The organism is Maribacter sp. C-4077, assembly GCF_055378385.1.
The window spans coordinates 2370264-2394467 of sequence record NZ_AP038807.1; the positions used below are offsets into that span (position 1 = coordinate 2370264).

Sequence of the window (24204 nt, forward strand, 5' to 3'; positions counted from 1 at the left end):
TTAAAGCTATCCGGCGAAAATACTAATTTATATAGATACCCACCCATTATTTTTATAAACCTTTAACAGGCAGGGAAATAGGTATTTTTACTTATTTGGCTTAAAAAATGTTTGTTCAAACCAAACTTTGTTTTAAATTTGCACGCTCTTAAAGGTATTGGCCCATGGTGTAATGGTAACACTCCGGTTTTTGGTACCGTCATTCTAGGTTCGAGTCCTAGTGGGCCAACAAGCAAAGCCCCCGATTTTGTTGAAATCGGGGGCTTTTATTTTTTTTAGGTACAACATAGGTACAACAAATACCATTTTAATAAAATTGGTCAAGATTAGTTTGGTGGTGGGTAAAAGAAAATTATTGAATCCAAATAATCAATAATTCAAGTGACCTTTTGTTATTTGTCTCTCTACTTTTCCGTTTCAAATTTTTTAGTCCCGGGATATTACCCATGATAATTCATGGATGGTAGTATTTGCATATTTGCTTTATTTGCAAAAATTATACATAGGTAATCTATTATATTTTAATAAATTGTTTTTAAAGATTCAGAATACTCTGTACATATCTTTTCATTTTTTAAAAGAATTTTTAAACAATCGTATTTATCGTATTTAATTAGAGACTACTCAAAATAAACTAATTCTTTTCTATAAAATTTGGCTTAATTTAATTTTTTCTAATTCAGAAATCGTATAATTTTTAAATGTAAGACTGCAGTGAAATTTAAAATGCGTCAGAGTTATATAAAGCTCTTCAAATAATCCAATCTAAATCTAATTTATGTTTGTGTAATTCCGAATAAAAAATGATTATCCAAAAGTACATTTCATATATCTCTGTGCTATTCACGATTTTATCGATTGTTTCTTGCACTAATGATATGAAAAGGGACGAGATCCGTATTGGATTTTCGCAATGTTTTGATGACCATCCATTCCGGTCAAAAATGAATCAAGAAATGCGGATTAAGGCATCCCTCCTCCCTAATGTACACCTTACGATAAAGGAAGCTAGGGGTAATCTTAAAACACAGGGTGAGGATATTAAAAAATTTATTAGCGATGGGATGGATGCTATCATCGTATCGGCAGTGAACGGAGATTCCATTACTGATGAGATAGATTTGGCAATGGCAAATAATATTCCTGTAATTGTTTTAGACAGGAAAATTAAAGGTTCAAACTTCACGGCATATTTGGGTGCGGACAATATGGAAGTTGGTGAAAATGCGGCCAAATACATACTTTCCAAATCAATGGACAGTGTAAAAGTCATTGAAATCCGGGGAGGAGGACAGTCTTCCGCAGATTTGGAAAGAAGTCAAGGTTTTAATGAGGTAGCAGCTACAAATAAAAGGTTGAATATCGTTGCCAGTTCAATAGGGGATGCCACCGGAATTGTTGAGGAAGAGGTTCATCAACTCTTTGACTCCATTCCTAAAAACGAAATCTTTATGGTTTATGCCTTCAGTGATAGAATGGCCTTTGAAGCTTGGTCCGTGGCGCGCGAATTGGGCGTTGAAAGAAATCTACGTTTTATTGGCGTGGATGGTCTAAGTGGTGAGAACAATGGAATCGATTTGGTAATGAAAGGTATTTTGGAAGCCACGGTGCTTTATCCAACAGGAGGTCAAGAAGCTATAGAATTGGCTGTAAAGGCTGCTAAAGACGGTGAAATAACCAAAATGAACAAATTACCCTCCACCATTATTGATATTACCAATGCGGATATCATGAAAAATCAATACGATAAGATAAATGAACACCAGGAAGATATTGAAAAGCAAGCATTGGCCATAAAAGAGCAAGAAATACTGTATGCCAGTCAAAATAACTTATTGAAAATGATGATAGCCCTATTGGTCGTTGTGCTAAGCCTAGCTATCTATAGCGTATATTCAATAATAACGATTGGAAAAAAGAACCGGCAACTACTCACCACCAATGAAAAGATTATAGCCCAAAGAAACGAAATTGAGCGTATAGCCAAAGAAATCAAAGAAAACAATGAGGCTAAGTTCAACTTTTTTACGGGTCTTTCCCATGAATTTAAGACTCCTCTTACCTTAATTATGAGTTCAATCGAGTCCGTAGGCGATATATTTAAAGGAAAAAAATCCGAGATTCAAAATGAGATAGAATTAATCAAAAATAATTCCAATAGATTATTGAGGCTTATGAACAATTTGTTGGATTTTAGGAAGTCTGAAGACCAAAAATTTAACATTAGGGCTTCCAAGACAAATATCTATTTTTTTAGCAAAACAATATTCAACGAGTTTAGAAGGGAAGCACAAAAGAGACAGATCCAATTTGAAATAGAAACGGATGATCCGGAAATGATGCTTTTTATCGATAGAAACCTCATGGACAAGGTGTATTTTAATTTACTGTCCAATGCATTCAAATTTACACCTGATAATGGAAAAATAAGGTTGACTATTGACACCCACCCAGAAAAAAACTATGTATCCATCAAAATAAAGGATAATGGCATTGGAATCCCAAATAATGAAATTGCCCATGTCTTTGAACCTTTTTTCAAGGGCTCCAACAACCGCAAGAATAGCACGGGTATCGGTTTGCACCTGAGCAAGCAATTCGTACAGCTACACCTTGGAACCATCGATGTAAAATCCTATCACGGTACAGAATTTGAAATAAAATTATTTAAAGGTGATAAGCACTTTAACGAGGATCAGCTAACTGTGGAAACAGTCTTGGAGGAAACAAGTTTCATAAATCTTGAGACGGAAGTCGATTTCAATGATTCCTACATCGCCAATATTTCAAATGAGGACCAGGAAAGGTATTCAATTTTAATCATCGAAGACAACAGAGATTTGTCCCAATTTCTTCATAATAAGTTGCTAGGTGAATACAAGGTTTATTTATCGTACGGTCCCGATGCCATAGCACAAGCCATTGAACAGATTCCAGATATTATCATATGCGACGTAAATCTGCCTATTAAAAATGGCTTCGAGATCTGTTACGAATTAAAGAACGATTTAAGAACTTCCCACATACCTACGATTTTATTAACAGCCTTGAGCGATAAGGAATCATACCTGAAAGGACTACAAGCCGGTGCAGACCTCTACCTGACAAAGCCCTTTAGTTACTCTATTTTGATCCAGTCCATAAAATCGTTGATGTACAATAGAGAAAAACTACGATTTTATTATACAAGCAATATTCATAAGATTGAAGACTCGGATTCCTTTGGTAATATGGAACAAAAGTTCATTACCAACTTAAATTCCCTTATTCATAACAACCTAGCAAACTCCAATTTTTCGGTAGAAAACTTGGCTGAAAGCCTAAATGTCTCCCGTGTTCAGCTATATAGAAAAGTAAAGGCCATAATGGGCATTAGTGTGAGTGATTATATAAGTTCCATACGTTTGAACAAAGCAAAATCCTTACTTGAGACTACCAAACTCAGTGTTTCCGAAATAGCTTATGAAACCGGATTTTCATCGCCCAACTATTTTTCAACCGCTTTTAAGAGCCATTATGGCGTATCTCCGGGTGCGTTCCGAAAATCTTTATAATCCTTACTATTGCTTTTTTCTTTAGGGTACCAAAAGTTTGTATCAATATTATAACTCGTGTTACCTAAGTATACCTTTGTAGTTTACTTATATGTTAAAAATTTATCATAACTAATTGATTTTCATTATGTTAATTAGTTATTGCTCTTTTTGAACAAAACCACACATATTTGATACATCACCAAAATAAGTGCGTGATATTTAAGAATATTTTAGTAGTCAGCAAGAATAAATGCGATTATGAAAAATATTTGGATATGGTCTATTGCTGCGGCCTTGGCCGGTTTCCTTTTCGGGTTTGATACTGTCGTAATCTCCGGAGCTGATAAGAAATTACAGAGTCTTTGGGGCTCTTCTGATGTTTTTCATGGTACGGTTGTTATGGCAATGGCATTGTGGGGCACTGTCATAGGCGCTTTTTTTGGTGGTGTGCCTACAAACAAATTAGGACGTAAGCGTACTTTATTTTGGATCGGAATACTCTACACAATTTCCGCCCTTGGTTCCGCATTGTCTAACGACCCCATCACCTTTGCTATTTTTAGGTTTATAGGCGGTTTGGGCGTTGGAGCTTCCACCATAGCCGCTCCCGCATACATCTCGGAAATAGCACCAAGTAAGGATAGGGGAAAATTGGTGGCCCTCTATCAATTTAATATCGTTTTTGGGATTTTGGTCGCATTTTTTTCGAATTACCTATTAAACGGTATTGGCGAAAATTCATGGAGATGGATGGTTGGGGTGGAGGCGATTCCCGCCATTATTTATACCCTGTTTGTCCTGAAAATCCCAAGGAGTCCAAGATGGCTTTTGACCCAATCCAGAAAAGAGGAGGCTGTCCATGTACTAAAACTGATAAATCCAAATGAGGATGTCCAACCAATACTCTTGGAGATTGAAACTGAGCAAATGAACCAAATACCCGGGGAGCACATTTTTCTTAGAAAATATAGATTCCCCTTGATTTTAGCCTTTTTGATTGCCTTTTTTAATCAATTGTCCGGCATCAATGCCTTTTTATATTATGCGCCCCGCATCTTTGAAGAAGCGGGTCTGGGGGAAAGCACCGCGCTTTTAAGCAGTATCGGTATAGGAATTACCAATTTGGCATTTACACTTTTAGGTGTGTTCCTTATAGATAGGTATGGAAGAAAAAAGCTTATGTACCTCTGTTCATTTGGGTATATCATTTCGCTCTCTTTGGTAGCCTTCGCCTTTTTTCTAGATTGGAACGAACTTAGTGTACCCATTTTTCTATTTCTTTTTATTGCGGCCCATGCCATAGGACAGGGCACCGTAATATGGGTATTTATTTCGGAGATTTTTCCTAACCACTTAAGAGGGGCAGGCCAATCTTTTGGGAGTTCCGTTCATTGGGTTCTTGCTGCGGTAATACCCTCATTGATCCCTATTCTATTTACAAAAATAGGACCTGGAACAGTATTCGCATTTTTCGCATTCATGATGTTCCTGCAATTACTATTCGTAGCCTTCCTAATGCCGGAAACTAAAGGTATATCCCTAGAAGAGTTAAGTAAAAAGTTAATTAGGAAACAATAACGAATTAAATGCAAACAAGGAACATGAAATATAACAACAGTTTATACAACCTTAACCTAAACTAAATGAGAAAAATTATACAAAGGAATCTTATAGTCATCTTGACCTTGGCCGTAGTTTCATGTAAAAGTGAATCCAAAAATAATATGGTAGTAGCCAAGGAACAAAAGAGCGATACGATCAATAACGTTGAAAAACAATATCGCCCAACGTTTCACTTTTCCCCTAAAAACGGATGGATGAACGATCCCAATGGCATGTTTTATTATAACGGTTACTATCATCTATATTTTCAACATTATCCAGATGACAGTAAATGGGGCCCAATGCATTGGGGCCATGCCATTAGCATGGATATGATAACTTGGAAAGAACAACCAATAGCTTTATATCCGGATGATTTGGGCTATATTTTTTCAGGAAGTGCTGTTGTGGATATTGAAAATACCTCAGGTCTTTCAACTGAAAATAAAATTCCCGTGGTTTCCATATTCACACATCATGATATGCTTGCAGATAAGGCAGGTAAGGTAATTGATGAGACCCAGTCCATTGCCTATTCACTTGATGAAGGCGTAACATTCAAAAAATATGAGGGAAATCCGGTAATAGAAAATCCGAGTATTCCAGATTTTAGAGATCCCAAAGTTAGCTGGCATGAAGAAAGCAAACAGTGGATTTTGGCCTTGGCAGCGGGACAGGAAGTTATGTTCTATGCTTCCAAGGATTTGAAAAAATGGGACTTTGCATCAAAATTTGGACAAGGAATAGGGAACCACGATGGTGTATGGGAATGTCCAGACCTTTTTCCTTTACCGGTCCAAAATAAGGAGAACACCAAATGGGTCTTACTGGTGAGCATTAATCCCGGTGGCCCAAATATTGGCTCAGCTACTCAGTATTTTGTAGGTGATTTTGATGGCAAGACCTTTACAATTGATGAAACCTTTCAGCAAGAACAGTCCAGTGAACATAACTTTTGGTTGGATTATGGTCCAGACAATTATGCAGGGGTTACTTGGTCCAACGCTACCACCTCAAAGGGAGGAAAATTGTATATCGGTTGGATGTCCAATTGGTTATATGCCAACGAGGTTCCCACAGAGCACTGGAGGGGCGCCACCACCATTGCACGTGAGCTTGGCCTTATCCATGATGGCAAGACCTATCGACTTATCTCAAGCCCCGTTAGGGAACTTGAGGGGTATAGGTCCAAAAAAGTGGCCGATACCAATATTTCCGTTGAGGGCAAAACGGTGTTGACAACTGCTAAAACGATTAGTCTATCCAATACTGAAATCAACTTCAACATTGAAAATGTGATGCAGGGTAATTATACATTTACCTTGGCCAATACACAAGGGGATGAACTTAAATTTGGTTTTGATGCAGAGGAGGGCCTTTTCTTTTTAGATAGGAGCAATTCTGGTAAAACCGATTTTTCCGAAAATTTCACAACCCTAGCCAGGGCTCCAAGAACATCTAGTTCCAACAACCTGGACGCCAAAATAATACTGGACAAGACGTCCATTGAACTATTCTACGATGAGGGTCAAACAGTAATGACAGGCATTTTCTTTCCAAATGCTCCTTTTGAAACATTGACCATAGAATCGAATATTGACAAATTTACACTTACGAATCTTGAAATGCACGAATTGAAATTTTAACTAAAACTCAACAATTATGAAATTAAAACTCTTATTCTATCTATTTATCCTTGCCCCCATTGGTATTATGGCACAAGGACAAATAACCGGTACGGTGACTTCCGCTGATGATGGGATGCCTCTCCCAGGAGCATCCATTGTGGTCAAAGGAACCACCTCAGGTACCACGACTGATTTTGATGGTAATTATACACTGGACAACGTACCATCGGATGCCACACTAATATTCAGCTATATCGGTTTTACGAGAAGCGAGGTGCCAGTGAACGGTCAATCCGTTATTGATTATGCCATGCAGGCAGATGCACAACAACTTGAGGAAGTTGTACTTACAGGATACGCCACAGAGCGAAAAGCGGATTTAACCGGTGCCGTAACGGTGGTTGAACTAGGTCCTGTGGAAGGTCAGAGCATGAGCTCCGGTAGTGCCGTTCAATCCTTACAAGGTCGAGTACCCGGACTTTTTATAGAGAAATCCGGTGACCCAACGGGGAACAGCAACAGGATACTAATACGTGGTGTAACCACTTTGGGCAACAACGATCCGTTATATGTAATTGACGGGGTGCCTACGGTGCGTCAAGAAGTGTTTTCAAGTTTGAACCCAAGTGTAATAGAATCCGTTCAGGTATTGAAAGATGCTTCCGCATCATCCATTTATGGTGCTCGCGCAGGTAATGGTGTTATTATTGTGACAACCAAAAATAGGGCCCGTATCACCGATGGTGAAAAACTCAGCATTTCTATAAACTCAAATGTTTCCGTTCAATCGGAAAAGCAACAGCGATATGATATGCTAAATGCGCAGCAAAGGGGAGAGATTCTGTGGCGGGCATCCGTTAACGACGGTGCAGATCCAACCGGAGGTTATGGTGAAATCTACAATTTTGATTGGAACAATGATTTTAACAACCCTGTACTAAACAGTGTTACCGTGCAGCCCTTTGTTGGAGGTGACAATAACGTACCTGCAGGCGATACGGATTGGCAGGATGAAACATACGAAACTGGTTACGTACTTAACAATGATGTTAGTATTTCCGGTGGAACGGAAAATTCCTTCCATTTATTAAACGTTGGATATTTAAAGAATACCGGTGTACTCAAATACACGAATTATGACAGGTACTCCGCAAAACTTAATTCCAATTTTAATTTATTCGACAATAAACTTCGTATTGGAGTAAACACGCAGTTTTATACATCGGACGAAACCTTGGCCTCTCCTGATGTGGGAAGTGCCCCAACACCTAGCATAGCCATTACTTTAGCTCCTACCATACCATTAAGAGATGCGAACGGTGATTTTGCCGGGCCAATAGGTGCAGGCTACTCTGATAGGAACAACCCGGTTTTGATGCAATTTCTAAATAGGTGGGACAATACGGAACGTACCACCATTTTTGGAAATGTCTTCGCAGAGCTGGACATTATCAAGAACCTTACTTTTAGAACTAGTGTAGGTCTTGATTATAACGATTTCAGAAGAAAGGATATAGAGCCAACGGTTAACAATGGTTTCATTACCAGGGGAAATAATAGGTTGATAATAGATACCAACAGGTTTACGAGCGTGGTATTTACCAATACCCTTAATTATCAATTGGAATTGGGCGATCATAGATTTGGAGTCTTGGTTGGTACGGAATCCGTGAAAAACGATTTTGACGCAGTTCTTTCCCAAGCGGATGGTTTTGCAGTTGAAACGGAAACCTACTTTGTTTTGGGAGCTGCCACGGGTGCAAGGACCTCTAACGGTCGCTCTAGTGGAAGCCGATTGCTTTCCCAATTTGGTAAGCTAAACTATTCCTTTGGAAATAAATACTTGGCATCGGTAACGGTACGGCGAGATGGTTCATCAAGATTTGGTCCGGACAACAGGTACGGGATTTTTCCTGCATTTACCGCAGGATGGAGAATTAGTGAAGAGGAATTTTTTCCAAAAGACAGCTTTGTAAACAATCTTAAACTTAGAGCGGGCTATGGAGAGGTAGGAAATCAGAATATAGGTGATTTGGCACGTTTTGGAATATTTGAGGCCCGCTATGGCGATAATCAATTATCTGCCACCGGCGACAACTTCTTCTTCAATACCTTCTACAATGTAGGTACGGCCTATGATTTGAACGGGAACAATGGTGGAACACTGCCATCAGGCTTTGTTTCTACACAGGCAGCGAACCCGGCATTAAAGTGGGAAACTACCAAAGAATTGAATTTAGGGGTCGATTTTTCGCTATTTAAGAATTCCGTAGTAGGTACATTTGATTACTTTACAAGGGATACGGATGATATTTTGACCACCCCCCCTATTGCATCCGTAATTGGAGAAGGGCAACAGCGCGTTTTAAACGGAGCATCCACAGAAACGAAAGGATGGGAACTATCCCTAGCGTACTCCAAAACTTTTGATAGCGGACTATCTTTTGGAGTATCGACCAATTTTGGGGCCTTTAAGGATAAGATAACCTTCCTTCCAGAGGAAGTTCGAGCCGCCTTTCCGGGTACGGCAGAGAATTCCATCGTAGGACAGTCTCAATTCTCAATCTTTGGTTATAAGACTGATGGCCTTTTCGTAGATCAGGCAGATGTTGAGAGTTCCGCTGATCAGGTTGGGGCGAGACCTGGAGGTCTTAAGTTTCAGGATTTGAATGGCGATGGTACCATTGACGCTGATGATCGTGACTTTATTGGCAACACTTTACCCGATTTGGAGTACGGTATTCGAATAGATTTAGGGTACAAAAACTTTGACTTTTCAATATTTGGCTCCGGAGTTTCAGGAAGAATAGGCCAAGACCCGTATATCTTTTGGAACAATTTTGCTTCCGGTAGGGAAAATGGCGGTCTAGGACTTTTAGACGCTTGGACTCCCACCAACACGAATACGGATATCCCGGCTTTGTCCTTAGCATTGAACGATACAAGAACATCGGATTATTTGTTCAGGAACAATTCCTATTTCAAAGTGAGGAACCTACAAATTGGTTATTCACTTCCAAAAGACCTCATTAATTCATGGGCCGGTATGAGCAACTTGAGGATTTACCTGCAAGGAGAAAATCTCTTTTGGTTCACGCCCAAAGACTATATTGGAGCTGATCCAGAACGTACCGATGTAAATCGTATACCTGTCCCCACAGTGGTATCATTGGGACTAAATGTAAACTTTTAATAAAAAATTGATGATCATGAAATATATTAAATCACTAAAGATGGGAATGATAGCATCGTTGTTCCTAGTATCTTGCTCCGATGATTTTTTGGAGTACGAACCTGAAGGTGTACTATCCAATGAAAATGTGGCTACCGCGGACAATGCAGAATCCTTGGTTGTGGCCGCATATGCCGGAATTGCCAATGACGATATGGTAGGGCCACTTACCCAAATGTGGGTATATGGTAGTGTTAGGTCCGATGATGCCTATAAGGGCGGTGGCGGACGTAGCGATGTGGATATCGTTGACAAATACGAACAGTACAACCTTACAGAGGCGGATAATGGTACGGATTGGATGGGACCTAGGACCTGGACAAATTATTATGCCGCTATTTCAAGGGCAAATTTTGCCTTATCGGTAATCAATGATATTCCGGATGCAGATTATCCCAACAAGACCTTGAGACAGGCAGAACTGCGATTTTTAAGGGCGCATTCCCATTTTATAATGAAACAGTTGTTCAAGAAAATACCGTACATCACGGAGGACTTGACACCTGAAGAAATTGCAGAAGTCTCGAACGATATTCCAAATGAAGAGCTTTGGAATAAGATAGCGGACGATTTTCTTTTCGCATACAACAACCTTCCTCAATCCCAAGAGCAGCCTGGTAGGGCAGATAGGAATGCTGCTGCGGCCTATTTGGCAAAACTTCGTCTGTACCAAGCGTATGAACAAAACGAAACGCATCAGGTAACCAACATAAACACGGCTAGATTGGAAGAGGTCATTTCGTATGCTGATGAGGTCACCGCAGGTTTGGAAACGGATTATGGAAATAACTTTTTGGATGGTTTCGATAATGGTCCCGAATCCATTTGGGCCGCGCAGTTTTCCATTAATGACGGAACCATTGTTAGTAGGGTAAGTTTCGTGACCGGATTGAACTCTCCACATGGAACTGGTCTTTATGGCTGCTGCGGTTTTCATTTGGCCAGTCAAAATATGGTGAACGCTTTCAGAACGGATGAAAATGGCCTTCCCTTGTTGGATACCTTCAATGATGAGGACATTCTTAATTCAGTAGAGGGCGATGGTACGGTTACGCCACAGCCGGGTCTCACGGTAGATTCAAGGATTGACCATACGGTAGGAATTCCGGGAAGACCTTTCAAATATAGAAATACGGTAAACGAAGCTGGAGATATGATCTATAACTTTAGTTGGGCAAGGGATCCCGGAGTGTACGGTTATTTTGGGAACATGAAGGAACAGCAAGCGCCGGACTGTTCATGTTATGTAAAGGAAGGACCTTTTGTGGGTACGTCTAAAAATGTGGATTTTATTCGTTATGCGGATGTTCTTCTATTCAAGGCCGAAGCCCTCATCCAACTGGATAGATGGGAAGAGGCACTTCCAATAATAAACCAGATTAGAACCAGAGCGGCAGCGAGTACCGCAAGGCCGTTAGCTGCGGGTGCAACCGATATTTACAATGTAGGAACATATGATGCTTTCCCTAGTAAGGATTTTGCCTTGAAGGCCTTAAAATTCGAAAGAAGATTGGAGTTTGGAATGGAAGGCCCTAGGTTCTTCGACCTTGTTAGATGGGGCGAGGCTGCGGAAGTTTTAAATGCCTATCTAGCGGTTGAGAAAACCAAGAGGGACTTTTTGACTAATGCCGCATTTACGGCGGGAAGGGACGAATATTATCCCATTCCACAAAGGGAAATAGACTTTACAGGTGGTGTGTATGTTCAAAACCCTGGATACTAGCAAAATGATATTAAAATTAATTCATTAGGTTGAATTAGGTTGAGTTGTTAGTTTAAGAGCACGGGCGTAACACCCGTGCTTTTTAATTTTAATAGCTCTCTCTCCTTTTTAAATTCATAATTTTTTCATGTTTTCTCTTAATAATCTCGGGAGAATTCAAGCTTGGAACCTTGTTTTGATAGATTCCTTATAAATTGAAATCTACTTTTGTCCTAAATAATATATTTTATCTGCCCTCCGGAAGTCGGCCAGTCCTTCCGTTCAAATCCTCCCATGCGGACACGCTTCGCCAGTCCGCAACTGTCGTTTTTCCGCTACAGATCGGCCGACCCCCTCGGTCGGCTCGAAAGAACAAGCGGCGTTCTACGCCCCTTGACCTTTCCTTCCCCTACCCACAAAACCTTCTTCAAAGTAATTTTTCAGGATATCGAAATCCCAGATTAGGCCAAATAAAACATCGGTTTGGCCCTATTTGCCTCTATGTGGTTTCATATGTTTTTATTACATAAATAACTGATAATAAATTAGTTATAATATAAATTCTTCACTTATATTTATCCGTGAAACGGATAGCGAGGTGTATTCTAAGTAACTTAGAATTGGTTACTTCTGACGAAGTGTTCTTCTTAAAAAAGCATCGAAAATGGATTCTGGAAAAAGTGGAAGGAAACGATTGGGAAACAGGAAGCGATACCATAACGTAATGCTCAGGTTCAACGATGCCGAATATGAAAAGCTGAGGGCCATTTGCGAGTCCTATAATTTGGATATATCCCAAAGAGGGGTCATCAGCCCATTGCTTCGAAGAATGGTCCTGAACGGCAAAACAGAAGAAAGGGAAAGGCTGCCCGATACCTCGGGCATTGCCTACCATATCAACAGGATAGGGAACAACATTAACCAACTTGTAAAGTTGGCACATCATAAAAATCTAAGAAACCCCAATGTGAACCTCGGACCGGAAATCAAAAGGACCAACGAACTACTGTACGAACTCTTGGAGATTACAATGAAAGCATAAACGATATGATTGCCAAGATAATTTACGGACATACATGTAGGGGAACCTTGGACTATATCCTCGGCAAGGAGGGCATGCAGGTACTAGGCTATGGCAACACGTTTTCCCAGGACATATCGCCAAAGTTTTTTGAAAGCCTGCTCCATTTTCAGGGACAGCGCAACGCGACCAAGAACCGCTATGCCCATATCAGCCTGAACCTGCCCCACAACGAAGATGTCAATGACAACACCTTTTTTGAAATCTCGAAAGAGTACATGGAAAAGATGGGCTATGGCGAGCAGCCCTTCATCGTAGTAAGGCACAATGATACCAAGCATGAACATGTGCATATCGTAAGCACCAATGTCAATGACAAGGGACAAGTGCTAAGTCTCTACAATAGTAAAAGAAGGAGCATGGCCACCACAAGTTATCTCGAAACGAAATACGGCCTTGAACCTACCCCTAGGACAAAACAGGAGAAGGAACTACCGATTTTTCGGTTACCGGAACCAAGAACCGACAACGAAGATACCCAAGGGACACGATATTATATACAGGACGTACTGAACCGAATCCTACAGAAATATAAGGTCAGGAGTTTCGAGGAGCTTGCCCGACACGTCCAACCCTATCACGTTGAAATACGCAAGACCCAAAATACATCGGGAAGGGTAGGGGTAGCCTTTGGACTGGACAACCGACAAGGATACCGAACACGGTTCATCAACGGTTCCCAGGTACACCGACAAATGAGCGGCCCGAAACTGCAAAAGGTCTTTGACAGTCATAAAAGGTCGAAGCTTTTGCCGATGCACCGGAATCGGCTTTTGAAACAAATAGGGACGACCTACGATTTATTCAAGACCATCCGTCCTCACGATTTAAAGGAAGTGCTTGAGGAATACCAGGGCGTGGATATCGAACTGGATATAAAGAAGGATACCATTGAAGGATATACCATCTATGATAAGTCAGGATATGTCTTCAGGGAAAAGGAGCTGAGCAAACATCTCAGGATGCAGGAGCGGCTGGATATTTTCGGGAACGGTAATGTCCCGACCCAAATTGATACCCAAAGCAAACAGTTCCAACTTGAAAAGGAAAAACTGATTAGGGAAGCGATTCAAACATCACACCTGACATCAAAACAACAAAAAGTACTTCTATCGGAACATATCGAAACCCTCAGGTTTAAGAATATCGTTCCAATCCTATTGGAATCTGAAAAGCACAGATTCCTTGAAAAGTATATGTCAAGCGAGGAGAAACATACATTTAGGAAAAACCTAAAAGAAACCTTTCCCCAAATCCAAAAAAGGATACATGAAACAGAAACCAGAAAGGAGAGGGAAGTCCTTCAGGACAAGTTCGATTTGATAGGGGATGTATTGAGAAAAGGTGTTTTCAATGTAGGAGCAACGGATGGGAGCGTTAGGCACCTGTTCCAATCCTTAGGTGTCAAGTACCAGAACAACAAACTCTTTTTCAACGATTCGGACAAATATTCCGTTCCCGTTCCCTTGGGAAAATTGCCCTTTCCTAAAAATATGCAAGAACATGTATCTAATGGATTTGTCCGCCAGAACCATCTGATGTTGGAAATGCTGACACAGCAAGAAACTGATATCTTATCCAAACAAACCGCAATTTCCTTTTTTCTTCCCATGGTCTTTCCGGGACTCTTCGAACGTATACACCCCGATTATAAACGGGGATATGAAAGCCTGGCCCTAGGTGCTTACCTAAGACATGCGGAACGGATTCATGCATCGTTCGAGAAATCCCCAAATGATTACATCTCGTTTTTCAATGCCAAAGGATTCTATTTTGAGAAAGGAGATAACGGTATCGATATAAAGTCGATTTACACTGACAACGGTTCAAGTTATAAACTACCAAAAAGGACAAACCGTTATTTAAGTTCCATCCCCAACTTGGGAACGACCTTAAAGCAACAGCAACCGGTTTTGGAAAATCTTATCAAAACTAAAAGGAATAGCCTGAAAAACCTATGGGCCGCCCATTTGATGGAACTGGGCCAATATGAAAGGGTAGCATATATGCTAACAAATGATAATGTATACCCGAACCTTCACCGAGAAGTAGTGGAATATCATATGGATAAGGGACTCCGTAAAACCATACAGGAGCGGATAGCACGTAAAAACACCTTCCAACAAAACCGCTTACTCAGAAAAGGAGCTTACGCCATAGTCTCACTAATGGAGAAACCGACAGGGAACCATCAGGAAGATTACAACGGGTTTAAGGACGAGCTGACTGACTACACCAAGCGAAGGAATGATAGGGGAATTTCATTTTAGTGGCAAAGGGGACTAATCGGCAAGGAATCTACACAGGATTTTTTGTGGTTAGGGGAGAAAGAAATTTTAACCGTAATTTAAATGATTTAAAAATTTATCACAGCATCCAAAGCTTCATCAGCTTCTTTATGGATGAAATTGGCCTGGTAATTTATGGTCGTCTTCAAGTCACTGTGCCTGTAAAGTTTTTGAAGCATCATAGGATGAATTTTATCCCCTGCAATATTACCAAAGGAATGACGTGCAATGTGCATGGTCAATTTTTTGTTCACAGCTGCCTTTTCTGCAACTTTTTTTAAATGTTTGTTGAATTTTAGAGTAGCATTTTTAGTACTTCGCAGCATACGCTTCGCATTGTTGTGATTAACACTTCTTAATTCTGGAAAAATGTAATCATCTGGTCCAAGATTTGGACTAGAATATTGGTCAATTATCTTCTGAAGTTTATCCGATACCTTTAATGAAACAACCTTGCTATTCTTGTTCATCTTATAATAAAGCCGACCTTCCTGTATATCTTTCCACTTTATTTTTAAAACATCCGCAATACGCATTCCTGCCAAGTAAAAGCTAAACAACCAAACATTTCGAGCATGATTTTGCGGTTTATGTTTAGAAATGTCTAAGATTTCGATACGCGCGATCTCTTCACTGGTCAAACCTATTTTAATAGATTGAGGAATTTTAATTCTGATTTTGCCTTTTTCAGGTCCGAAAGGATAAGATTCTTTTTTTTACCAGTTTTTCTTGTATCGCCCTATTATATAGGGTACGGATAAACATTAGGATATTGGCAATACTTCGATCGCCTAGTGTGCCACGGGCCTCTAAATGACTTCTAAGACCTCTTAGAAAAGAAACGGTAATTTGATCAAAATGTAATGTCTTATCACCAGTATAGTCCTTAATGCGGTTCAGAAGCGGCCGTTCACTATCGATTCGGGAAAGTTTTTTGCTTTCCTCCAATTGTTTAAAGTGTTTTTCGGCATATTCAAAAAATGAGTGCCCAGCTAGTGTTGTTGTCAGTTGTGATTTCAGTTCCTTAACGGAAAAATGGTCACCATCCTTTGCTGAAGTATCCAGTAGAATTGCATTCGCTTCCGCTTGCTTCATGGCAATAAGATTATTCAATCGTGAAGAATTAGGATGTGATTTTTTGACCCGTTGTTTTGTCTCGTCCCAAAATTTTGGATCAAGATACTGGCCTGTATAGAGGTAAGTCGATTTTCTATCCTTTGTTACGCGAACTGAAATGGGAAAAAGCCCTTTTTTGTTACTCTTTTTTCTTAATATTACATTAATGGTTGCCATGTTTTCCTCCTTTAATCGGAATAAGATACAAAAAACGGGTACAACATAGGTACAACAATTAATGGTTTTTCTTGGTTTTATATGGTCTTATTTACTCTACAAATTATCTTAAAGTACACGTTTTCAGTCATATAAATATTTATGAATTTAAAAGTATAAAAGTTCGAGTCCTAGTGGGCCAACTAATAAGAATATGAAATCCCAGCGTCCTAGATGTTGGGATTTTTTTAATTTATCACTTGAATATGTTGTTTAAATTTTCACGCAAACCAACCTTTGATGCATATAATTTGGTAGTTCACCTTTAAAAATTATCTGGTTGGTTCAAAACGGTTAAGTTCACGGTCTCAAATCTTGAATTGTATGCAGATACACCTTGTGATCCTAGATGATTCCAATATATGGTTGAATATTGCGGAAAGATTAGCACAGTCTAACCCATTGATAGCAAGCGTCTCAAAATTTAATGATCCCATGGACGCTTGGATATATTTACAGACTTCGCATGCCAATGTATTGATGACTGTCACAGAAATGCCCATGTTGGATGGATTCTCTTTTGTAACCATGTTCGGAAGAAAATTGCATATCATTTCAAGTTCCACTAGGGAGGAATTTGCCAGCTATATAATGAAATTGGGATGTTCCAACTTTTTGTCGAAACCATTTTCCAAGGAGGCGTTTGATACCGCTATCGCAGATATATATCAAAAGGCGTCCACCAGTAAACATTCAAGAAAAGTGGTAAGGACTTTTGGTTGATATTTCGTACATTGTCCATTGATTGCATCAATAAAATATTGGAAAAACGACCGCGCCTTAAAGGTTGCCACTTAGCTTTGTACCACCCATAAAACTAAATGTTATGAAGTTGACCACAAAAAGTTTAAAGATCATTCTCATAGTTGTGTTGCTTGGTTTTGGGGTGGGTATTTACCTTCAGGATTTACAGCATGGAAAGAGTACCCAGCATGCCTGGAAGGCCAATAGGTATAATCTATCTAGATTCGATAAAATTACCGAGTACAACAAAAAAATGAACGCCGGTAACTGGCAGATGATGCGCGATAGCATTCAAGGTCAATTGGATACCTTAATGATATTAAGGTTTAGAAGAGAGGTCGATAGTATTAATAATCTGAATAGTCAGGATGGGAAACCGCAAACGGCTCAATTTTTGGGAGGATTGAGGTGAGAATAAAACTATTTCCACTATAATATGTGTGGGGTTTTCTTAAATTATTTGATTGAATTCTAACATCTTATTGCAAACAACAAAGAATATTGTATATTTGCAGCACTGAAAGAATAAAAGTATTCGTGAGGGGACAATTTGTCCCCTCTTTTATTACTTGGTTTTTTATGTTGAAGGAAAAGGTTAAGGAATTACTGGAAATGGGATTAGAAGAAGATCCTTCGTTATTTTTAATCGATTTTACGGTGTCCCCTGATAACAAAATTAAGGTAGTGATCGATGGTGATGCCGGTGTGACCGTAAATGATTGTATCAAGATAAGTAGGGCCATTGAACATAATTTGGATCGGGAAGAGGAGGACTTTTCCCTTGAAGTTGCTTCTGCCGGGGCAACGGCGCCCATGGTGATGCCAAGACAATATAAAAAGAATATAGGAAGAAAATTGGAGGTTGAGACTTCTGGTTCGTCATTCGAAGGTAAGCTGACACAGGCCAATGATGAATATATCGTTTTGGAATGGAAAGCTAGGGAACCCAAACCTGTTGGTAAGGGAAAAGTTACAGTGCAGAAAAGAGAGGAGATTCCCTTTTCTGATATTAAAAAAGCGAAAGTTGTATTAAAATTTTAATTGTAATAACCAATGGAAAATATTGCGTTAATCGAATCTTTCTCGGAGTTTAAGGATGACAAGTTCATAGACAGGGTAACACTTATGGCAATTTTGGAGGATGTTTTTAGGAACGCCCTTAAAAAGAAGTTTGGGTCCGATGATAACTTTGATATCATTATTAACCCGGACAAGGGAGATTTGGAGATTTGGCGTAACCGGGTGGTGGTCGAGGATGGCGAAGTGGAAGACCCCAATGAGGAGATATCTCTTTCTGAGGCACGCAAGATAGAACCGGATTTTGAAGTAGGCGAGGACGTGTCTGAAGAGGTGAAGTTGATTGATTTGGGGAGACGGGCTATTTTGGCACTCCGTCAAAATTTAATCGCCAAAATCCATGAGCACGATAATACCACCATATACAAGCAGTTTAAAGATCTTGAGGGAGAGATTTATACCGCTGAGGTGCATCATATCCGTCACAAGGCGGTTATTTTGTTGGACGATGAGGGCAATGAAATTATTCTTCCAAAGGACAGACAGATCCCATCGGACTTTTTTAGAAAAGGGGACAATGTTAGGGGTATCATTGAAAGTGTAGAGTTGAAAGGTGCCAAGCCCACTATTATCATGTCCCGAAGCTCTCCCTTGTTCTTGGAACAGTTGTTTTTTCAGGAAATACCGGAAGTTTTTGATGGTTTGATCACCATTAAGAAGGCGGTGCGTATCCCCGGTGAAAAGGCAAAAGTGGCGGTAGATTCATACGATGACAGGATAGACCCTGTAGGGGCCTGTGTAGGTATGAAGGGGTCGCGGATCCATGGAATCGTTAGGGAGTTAGGCAATGAGAACATTGATGTAATCAACTGGACTTCCAACCCCCAATTGTTGGTTACAAGGGCTTTAAGCCCTGCAAGGGTGTCCTCAGTGAAACTGGACGATGAAAAAATGACCGCCCAGGTATACTTAAAGCCAGAGGAAGTGTCCAAGGCTATTGGTCGAGGAGGTCATAATATTCGCCTGGCAGGTCAATTGACCGGTTATGAGATCGATGTGTTCAGGGAAGGTGTTGAGGAAGATGTGGAGTTGACAGAGTTCTCCGATGAAATCGATGGTTGGATCATTGAGGAGTTTAAGAAAATAGGGTTGGATACGGCCAGGAGCGTTTTGGAACAGGACGTGGACGATTTGGTAAAACGTACCGACTTGGAGGAAGAGACAATTATAGAAGTTGTACGTATCCTAAAAGAAGAATTAGAAGATTAGCTATATATTAGCGGATAAATAAAAGAACGGGAATCAGTATTTATGGCAGATAATCCAAAAATAAGACTTAATAAAGTTCTTCGAGAGCTTAATATTTCCTTGGACAGGGCGGTAGATTACTTGAACAGCAAAGGACATGATGTGGACGCAAGGCCGACTACAAAAATCTCCGATGAGGTATATCAAGTGCTATTGGACGAGTTCCAGACCGATAAGAGCAAGAAAGTTGCTTCAAAAGAGGTAGGGGAGGAAAAGCGAAAGGAGAAGGAAGCCATACGGGTCCAATTGGAGCAGGAGCAGGAAGAACGAAGATTGGCACGTGAAAAAAGAAATGCTGCCCAAGAAGAAAATAGACTTACGGGAAAAGTGGAGCTTGCCGGACCCAAAACGGTTGGTAAAATCGACCTGAACCCTAAGAAAAAGGAAGAGCCTCCTAAACCAAAGGAGGAAGAAAAGGTACAGGAACCGGAAAAGGTATCCGAAGAAAAGAAGGAAGAAATAAAACCGCAAGCCGAAACACCTGTAGCTGACAAGCCGAAGGAGGTAGCGCCTGAAATTAAATCAGATGAGCCCGAAACCTTGGAGACCCAGTACAAGAAGTTATCCGGACCAAAAATTACGGGCGATAAAATAGACCTTTCCAAATTCCAGAAGCCGAAAAAGAAGAAGGAAGAGAAAAGTAGTTCGGACAGTTCAGACCGTAAGAAGCGTAGAAAGCGTATTGTAAGTAAAAATACATCGGGTCCCGGTCAATCTAAGGGTGGTAATTCCAACGACCGCAAGGGCAATAGACGCTTTGCGGCTTCCAAGGTAGAGCCTACTGAGGAAGATGTTCAAAAGCAGGTGCGTGAGACCTTGGAGAAACTGCAAGGAAAATCCAAAAAAGGCAAAGGTGCCAAGTATAGAAGGGATAAGAGAGATCAGCACCGTCAGCAAACGGAAAAAGACCTGGAGCAACAAGAACTGGAAAGTAAAATCCTTAAGGTTACCGAATTTGTTACCGCCAGTGAGGTTGCAACGATGATGGACGTTTCCACTACAGAGATTATTTCGGCCTGTATGTCATTGGGTATCATGGTTACTATGAACCAGCGATTGGATGCGGAAACACTTTCGATTGTTGCGGAAGAGTTCGGCTATGAGGTAGAATTCGTAACGGCGGATATTGAGGAGAGTATAGTTGAGGAAGCGGATGCTCCCGAGGATTTGGAGCCTAGGGCACCTATTGTTACGGTAATGGGACATGTGGACCATGGTAAGACATCTTTGCTTGACTACATTAGGGAAGAGAATGTAATTGCTGGTGAAAGCGGAGGTATTACCCAACATATTGGGGCCTATGCTGTCACCTTGGACAATGGTCAAAAAATTTCATTTTTAGATACACCGGGTCACGAAGCTTTTACGGCGATGCGTGCAAGGGGTGCTCAGGTGACGGACATTGCAATTATTGTAATTGCCGCGGATGATGATATTATGCCGCAAACTAAAGAGGCCATAAGTCATGCGCAAGCTGCAGGTGTGCCTATTGTATTTGCTATCAATAAGGTCGATAAGCCAACGGCAAATCCCGATAAAATTAAGGAAGGACTTGCCCAGATGAATTTATTGGTGGAAGATTGGGGCGGTAAAATTCAGTCACATGACATTTCAGCCAAGACAGGGCAGGGTGTTCAGGAGCTTTTGGAAAAGGTATTATTGGAGGCCGAATTATTGGAATTAAAGGCCAATCCCAACAAATTGGCTTCTGGTACGGTAGTAGAGGCGTTTTTGGACAAAGGAAAAGGATATGTATCGACAATCTTGGTGCAGGCTGGTTCCTTGAATATTGGGGATTATGTATTGGCCGGAACAACCAGTGGAAAGGTAAAGGCCATGCAGGACGAGCGAGGAAAGAGCGTTACCAAGGTCGGCCCATCGCAGCCTATATCCATCTTAGGTTTGGATGGTGCGCCACAAGCAGGGGATAAGTTCCATGTCCTACAAGATGAGCGTGAGGCCAAGCAGATTGCGGCCAGAAGGTCCCAATTACAGCGGGAGCAATCTGTTAGGACACAACGTCATATCACATTGGATGAAATTGGAAGACGTATAGCCTTGGGCGAATTCAAGGAATTGAACATTATACTTAAAGGTGATGTGGATGGTTCCGTTGAAGCTTTGACTGATTCGTTCCAGAAACTGTCTACCGATGAGATCCAGGTGAACATTATCTACAAAGCTGTTGGGCCTATTACGGAGTCCGATGTTTTATTGGCCTCCGCCTCGGATGCTATCATCATAGGATTTAATGTTAGGCCGATGGGCAATGCCAAGGCCATGGCCGAAAATGAGGAGATAGACATCAGGATGTATTCCATTATTTACGACGCCATAAATGATTTGAAAGATGCGATGGAAGGCATGCTTTCCCCGGAAATGAAAGAGGAGATTACCGGTACTGCCGAAATCAGGGAGACCTTTAAAATATCCAAAATTGGCACCATTGCAGGCTGTATGGTAACAAGTGGAAAAATATTTAGGAATTCCAATATTCGCCTAATTAGGGACGGTGTAGTAATTTACACGGGTGAACTGGCATCCTTGAAGCGCTTCAAGGATGATGTCAAGGAAGTTTCCAAAGGGTATGATTGTGGTCTCCAAATCAAGAACTACAATGACATCAACGTAGATGATATCGTGGAAGCCTTCCAAGAGGTAGCCGTTAAAAAGAAGTTGAAATAAAGCGATACGGATTGATTGAATAATAAAATAAAAAATCGGCCTTTTAGGTCGATTTTTTTGGTTTTAAGAGCATGGCATTGGGGTATTTTTTCCGCACCTCGTTGAATTTGCGCTCAGCCTCCAATTTAGATTTAAATTTACCAACTCGAATTCTGTATGTAGGTGAGTCGAAATCAATTTGTGAGGGTAGATCTGGGAAGTCGATTTCCACATTGCTTTTAATCTCTTGGGCCTTTTCGTTATTGCTTACAAAACCAACTTGAATCCTGTAATAATCGTTCTTGTCCAAGGTTTTCTTGTAAAGCTCCAACAATTGTGTTATTTGAACATCCTGATCAATGGAGATAGTACCTTCCTGGGCGTTCGCAAAGGTTGCAAAAAGTAAGGTGAACGCTATGTAAATGACATTTTTCATCTAAAAATGGGATGTTTTAGTTCCCTTTGCAAATGTAAATTTTTAAGGAATAAAGGGTTAGCATTTTTAACTATTTAGAATAATTATAAATTATAAGGTATAAAGACATTAACCTTTTACCAAATAAAGTCTATGTCGTATTTTTGCCATCGATTAAGGCATTTTTTTTACCGTTTGTCGTTAAAATGCGGGCTAAAATCGTGCCAAGATTCCGATTGAAATATTCTATGTATGAAAAAGGTACCGTACCGCAATCAATTTTCTAAAGTCTTTGTTTTTAGTTTAGTAGTTAGCCTACTTTTTTCAGTTTCTTTATCGGCGCAAGACGCTGCTGCGGAGTCTGCTGATGTTTCTGTAGAGTCAACAGAGGCTGCTTCGACCGATGGTGATCCGGCTGCCGGTAAGGCTTTGTTCAATCAAAATTGTGCGGCTTGCCACGCATTGAATCGCAAGATGACTGGCCCTGCCCTGGCAAACGTCGAAAGCCGTTTGGCCGAAGAAGAGGGGTTGGATAGGGAATGGTTGTACGCCTGGATAAAAAATAGTCCAGGGGTGATTAAGTCCGGGGATGCTTATGCGGTAAGGATTTACAACGAATACAATCAAGCGGCTATGACCGCTTTTCCTACCTTGACCAACGAGGATATCGACAATATATTGGCGTATACCGCTGCTCCGCCACCGGCTCCTACAGCCCCGGCTGCCGGAGAAGCTGCTGCGGTTACGGCGGGTGCTGCTTCCGGGGGCATTTCCAATGAAATGATTTTAGGTGCTTTGGCCCTCGTTTTCGCTTTATTGGTCGTAATGTTGTTTTTGGTAAATAACACCTTGCGAAGAATAGCCGAGGCGAATGGAATTTCCATAGAAAAGGAAAGGGCTGAAAAGAGGGTTCCAATTTGGAAGGCCTTTGCGCAAAACCAGTTCTTGGTACTGGTAACCGTAATTTTTCTACTGTTAGGTAGTGCTTATTTTGCGTACGGATGGATGATGCAGATCGGTGTCGATCAGGGATATGCTCCCATCCAGCCCATTCATTATTCCCATAAAATACACGCGGGCGATAATAAAATCGAGTGTAAATACTGTCACTCGTCAGCAAGGGTATCCAAACACTCCGGAATTCCTTCCTTGAATGTCTGTATGAACTGTCATAAATCCATTTACGAGTACAAGGGTAATCCTGAGGGGCCTTCGGCTGAGGATTTGGCGAACGGTTATACCAATGAGTTTTACACCAAAGAAATCAAGAAGTTGTATAAGGCTGTAGGTTGGGACGAGGAAAACCAAAAGTATACGGGTGAATCACAGCCTGTGGAATGGGTCCGAATCCACAATTTGCCTGATTTCGCCTATTTTAACCATTCCCAGCATGTTTCCGTAGCCGGTGTCGAGTGTCAGACATGTCATGGTCCGGTTGAGGAAATGGAGATAATGTATCAATACTCTCCTTTGACCATGGGATGGTGTATCAATTGTCACCGCGAGACAAACGTTAAAGTCGAGGGTAACGAGTATTACGAAAAAATTCACGCAGAGCTTTCCAAGAAATATGGTGTTGAGAATTTGACAGCGGCCCAAATGGGTGGTTTGGAATGTGGAAAGTGTCACTATTAATTTATATAAGAAGCTAATTA

Annotated in this window: 16 protein-coding genes and 1 tRNA gene; 14 read left to right on the plus strand and 3 right to left on the minus strand. The window is 40.7% G+C overall.

Annotated elements, in window-relative coordinates:
• Positions 1–158 precede the first annotated feature (158 nt).
• The 8 genes from ACZ41C_RS10185 to ACZ41C_RS10220 all read left to right on the plus strand — a co-directional run bounded on the left by ACZ41C_RS10185 (position 159) and on the right by ACZ41C_RS10220 (position 15051).
• Positions 159–229, plus strand: a tRNA-Gln gene (locus ACZ41C_RS10185).
• Positions 230–878: 649 nt separating this feature from the next.
• A complete protein-coding gene (locus tag ACZ41C_RS10190) occupies positions 879–3554 on the plus strand; it encodes a substrate-binding domain-containing protein (RefSeq protein WP_464561171.1) in 2676 nt (891 codons plus the stop codon).
• Positions 3555–3794: 240 nt separating this feature from the next.
• Entirely contained in the window at positions 3795–5114 is a 1320-nt protein-coding gene (locus tag ACZ41C_RS10195; RefSeq protein WP_464561173.1) for a sugar porter family MFS transporter, read from the plus strand.
• Between the two features lie 65 nt (positions 5115–5179).
• On the plus strand, positions 5180–6784 hold the full coding sequence (locus ACZ41C_RS10200) for a glycoside hydrolase family 32 protein (protein ID WP_464561175.1): 1605 nt from the start codon (positions 5180–5182) through the stop codon (positions 6782–6784).
• Between the two features lie 16 nt (positions 6785–6800).
• Positions 6801–9959, plus strand: coding sequence for a SusC/RagA family TonB-linked outer membrane protein (locus ACZ41C_RS10205; RefSeq protein ID WP_464561177.1), 3159 nt, complete (start codon positions 6801–6803; stop codon positions 9957–9959).
• Positions 9960–9975: 16 nt separating this feature from the next.
• Positions 9976–11721 (plus strand): RagB/SusD family nutrient uptake outer membrane protein, encoded by a 1746-nt coding sequence (locus ACZ41C_RS10210; RefSeq protein WP_464561179.1) that lies wholly within the window; start codon positions 9976–9978, stop codon positions 11719–11721.
• Positions 11722–12364: 643 nt separating this feature from the next.
• Positions 12365–12742: a plasmid mobilization protein gene (locus ACZ41C_RS10215; RefSeq protein WP_464561181.1), complete on the plus strand. Its 378-nt coding sequence runs from the start codon at positions 12365–12367 to the stop codon at positions 12740–12742.
• A gap of 5 nt (positions 12743–12747) precedes the next feature.
• Positions 12748–15051 carry a relaxase/mobilization nuclease domain-containing protein gene (locus ACZ41C_RS10220; protein ID WP_464561183.1) on the plus strand — a complete coding sequence of 768 codons (2304 nt, stop codon included), beginning with the start codon at positions 12748–12750 and terminating at the stop codon, positions 15049–15051.
• An 86-nt stretch (positions 15052–15137) separates the two neighbouring features.
• On the opposite strand, the gene ACZ41C_RS10225 is transcribed toward ACZ41C_RS10220, so the two are convergent.
• Positions 15138–15710 (minus strand): tyrosine-type recombinase/integrase, encoded by a 573-nt coding sequence (locus ACZ41C_RS10225; RefSeq protein WP_464561185.1) that lies wholly within the window; start codon positions 15708–15710, stop codon positions 15138–15140.
• A 46-nt stretch (positions 15711–15756) separates the two neighbouring features.
• Positions 15757–16362 carry a phage integrase SAM-like domain and Arm DNA-binding domain-containing protein gene (locus ACZ41C_RS10230; RefSeq protein ID WP_464561187.1) on the minus strand — a complete coding sequence of 202 codons (606 nt, stop codon included), beginning with the start codon at positions 16360–16362 and terminating at the stop codon, positions 15757–15759.
• Between the two features lie 363 nt (positions 16363–16725).
• On the opposite strand from ACZ41C_RS10230, the gene ACZ41C_RS10235 reads away from it, so the two are divergent.
• The 5 genes from ACZ41C_RS10235 to infB all read left to right on the plus strand — a co-directional run bounded on the left by ACZ41C_RS10235 (position 16726) and on the right by infB (position 22155).
• On the plus strand, positions 16726–17124 hold the full coding sequence (locus tag ACZ41C_RS10235) for a response regulator (protein ID WP_464561189.1): 399 nt from the start codon (positions 16726–16728) through the stop codon (positions 17122–17124).
• A gap of 103 nt (positions 17125–17227) precedes the next feature.
• The gene (locus ACZ41C_RS10240; RefSeq protein ID WP_138258786.1) at positions 17228–17557 is read left to right on the plus strand and encodes a hypothetical protein; all 330 of its coding nucleotides are present in this window, start codon (positions 17228–17230) and stop codon (positions 17555–17557) included.
• A 167-nt stretch (positions 17558–17724) separates the two neighbouring features.
• Positions 17725–18186: a ribosome assembly cofactor RimP gene (gene rimP, locus ACZ41C_RS10245; RefSeq protein ID WP_138258785.1), complete on the plus strand. Its 462-nt coding sequence runs from the start codon at positions 17725–17727 to the stop codon at positions 18184–18186.
• Positions 18187–18198: 12 nt separating this feature from the next.
• A complete protein-coding gene (nusA, locus tag ACZ41C_RS10250; protein WP_138258784.1) occupies positions 18199–19431 on the plus strand; it encodes a transcription termination factor NusA in 1233 nt (410 codons plus the stop codon).
• 42 nt (positions 19432–19473) lie between these two features.
• Complete coding sequence (infB, locus tag ACZ41C_RS10255) at positions 19474–22155, plus strand: translation initiation factor IF-2 (protein WP_464561192.1); 2682 nt, start codon at positions 19474–19476, stop codon at positions 22153–22155.
• 43 nt (positions 22156–22198) lie between these two features.
• Here the strand turns inward: infB and ACZ41C_RS10260 are convergent, their stop codons facing one another.
• Positions 22199–22570: an SPOR domain-containing protein gene (locus tag ACZ41C_RS10260; protein WP_138258782.1), complete on the minus strand. Its 372-nt coding sequence runs from the start codon at positions 22568–22570 to the stop codon at positions 22199–22201.
• 231 nt (positions 22571–22801) lie between these two features.
• On the opposite strand from ACZ41C_RS10260, the gene ACZ41C_RS10265 reads away from it, so the two are divergent.
• On the plus strand, positions 22802–24184 hold the full coding sequence (locus ACZ41C_RS10265) for a cytochrome c3 family protein (protein ID WP_138258781.1): 1383 nt from the start codon (positions 22802–22804) through the stop codon (positions 24182–24184).
• The last annotated feature ends 20 nt before the right edge of the window (positions 24185–24204 follow it).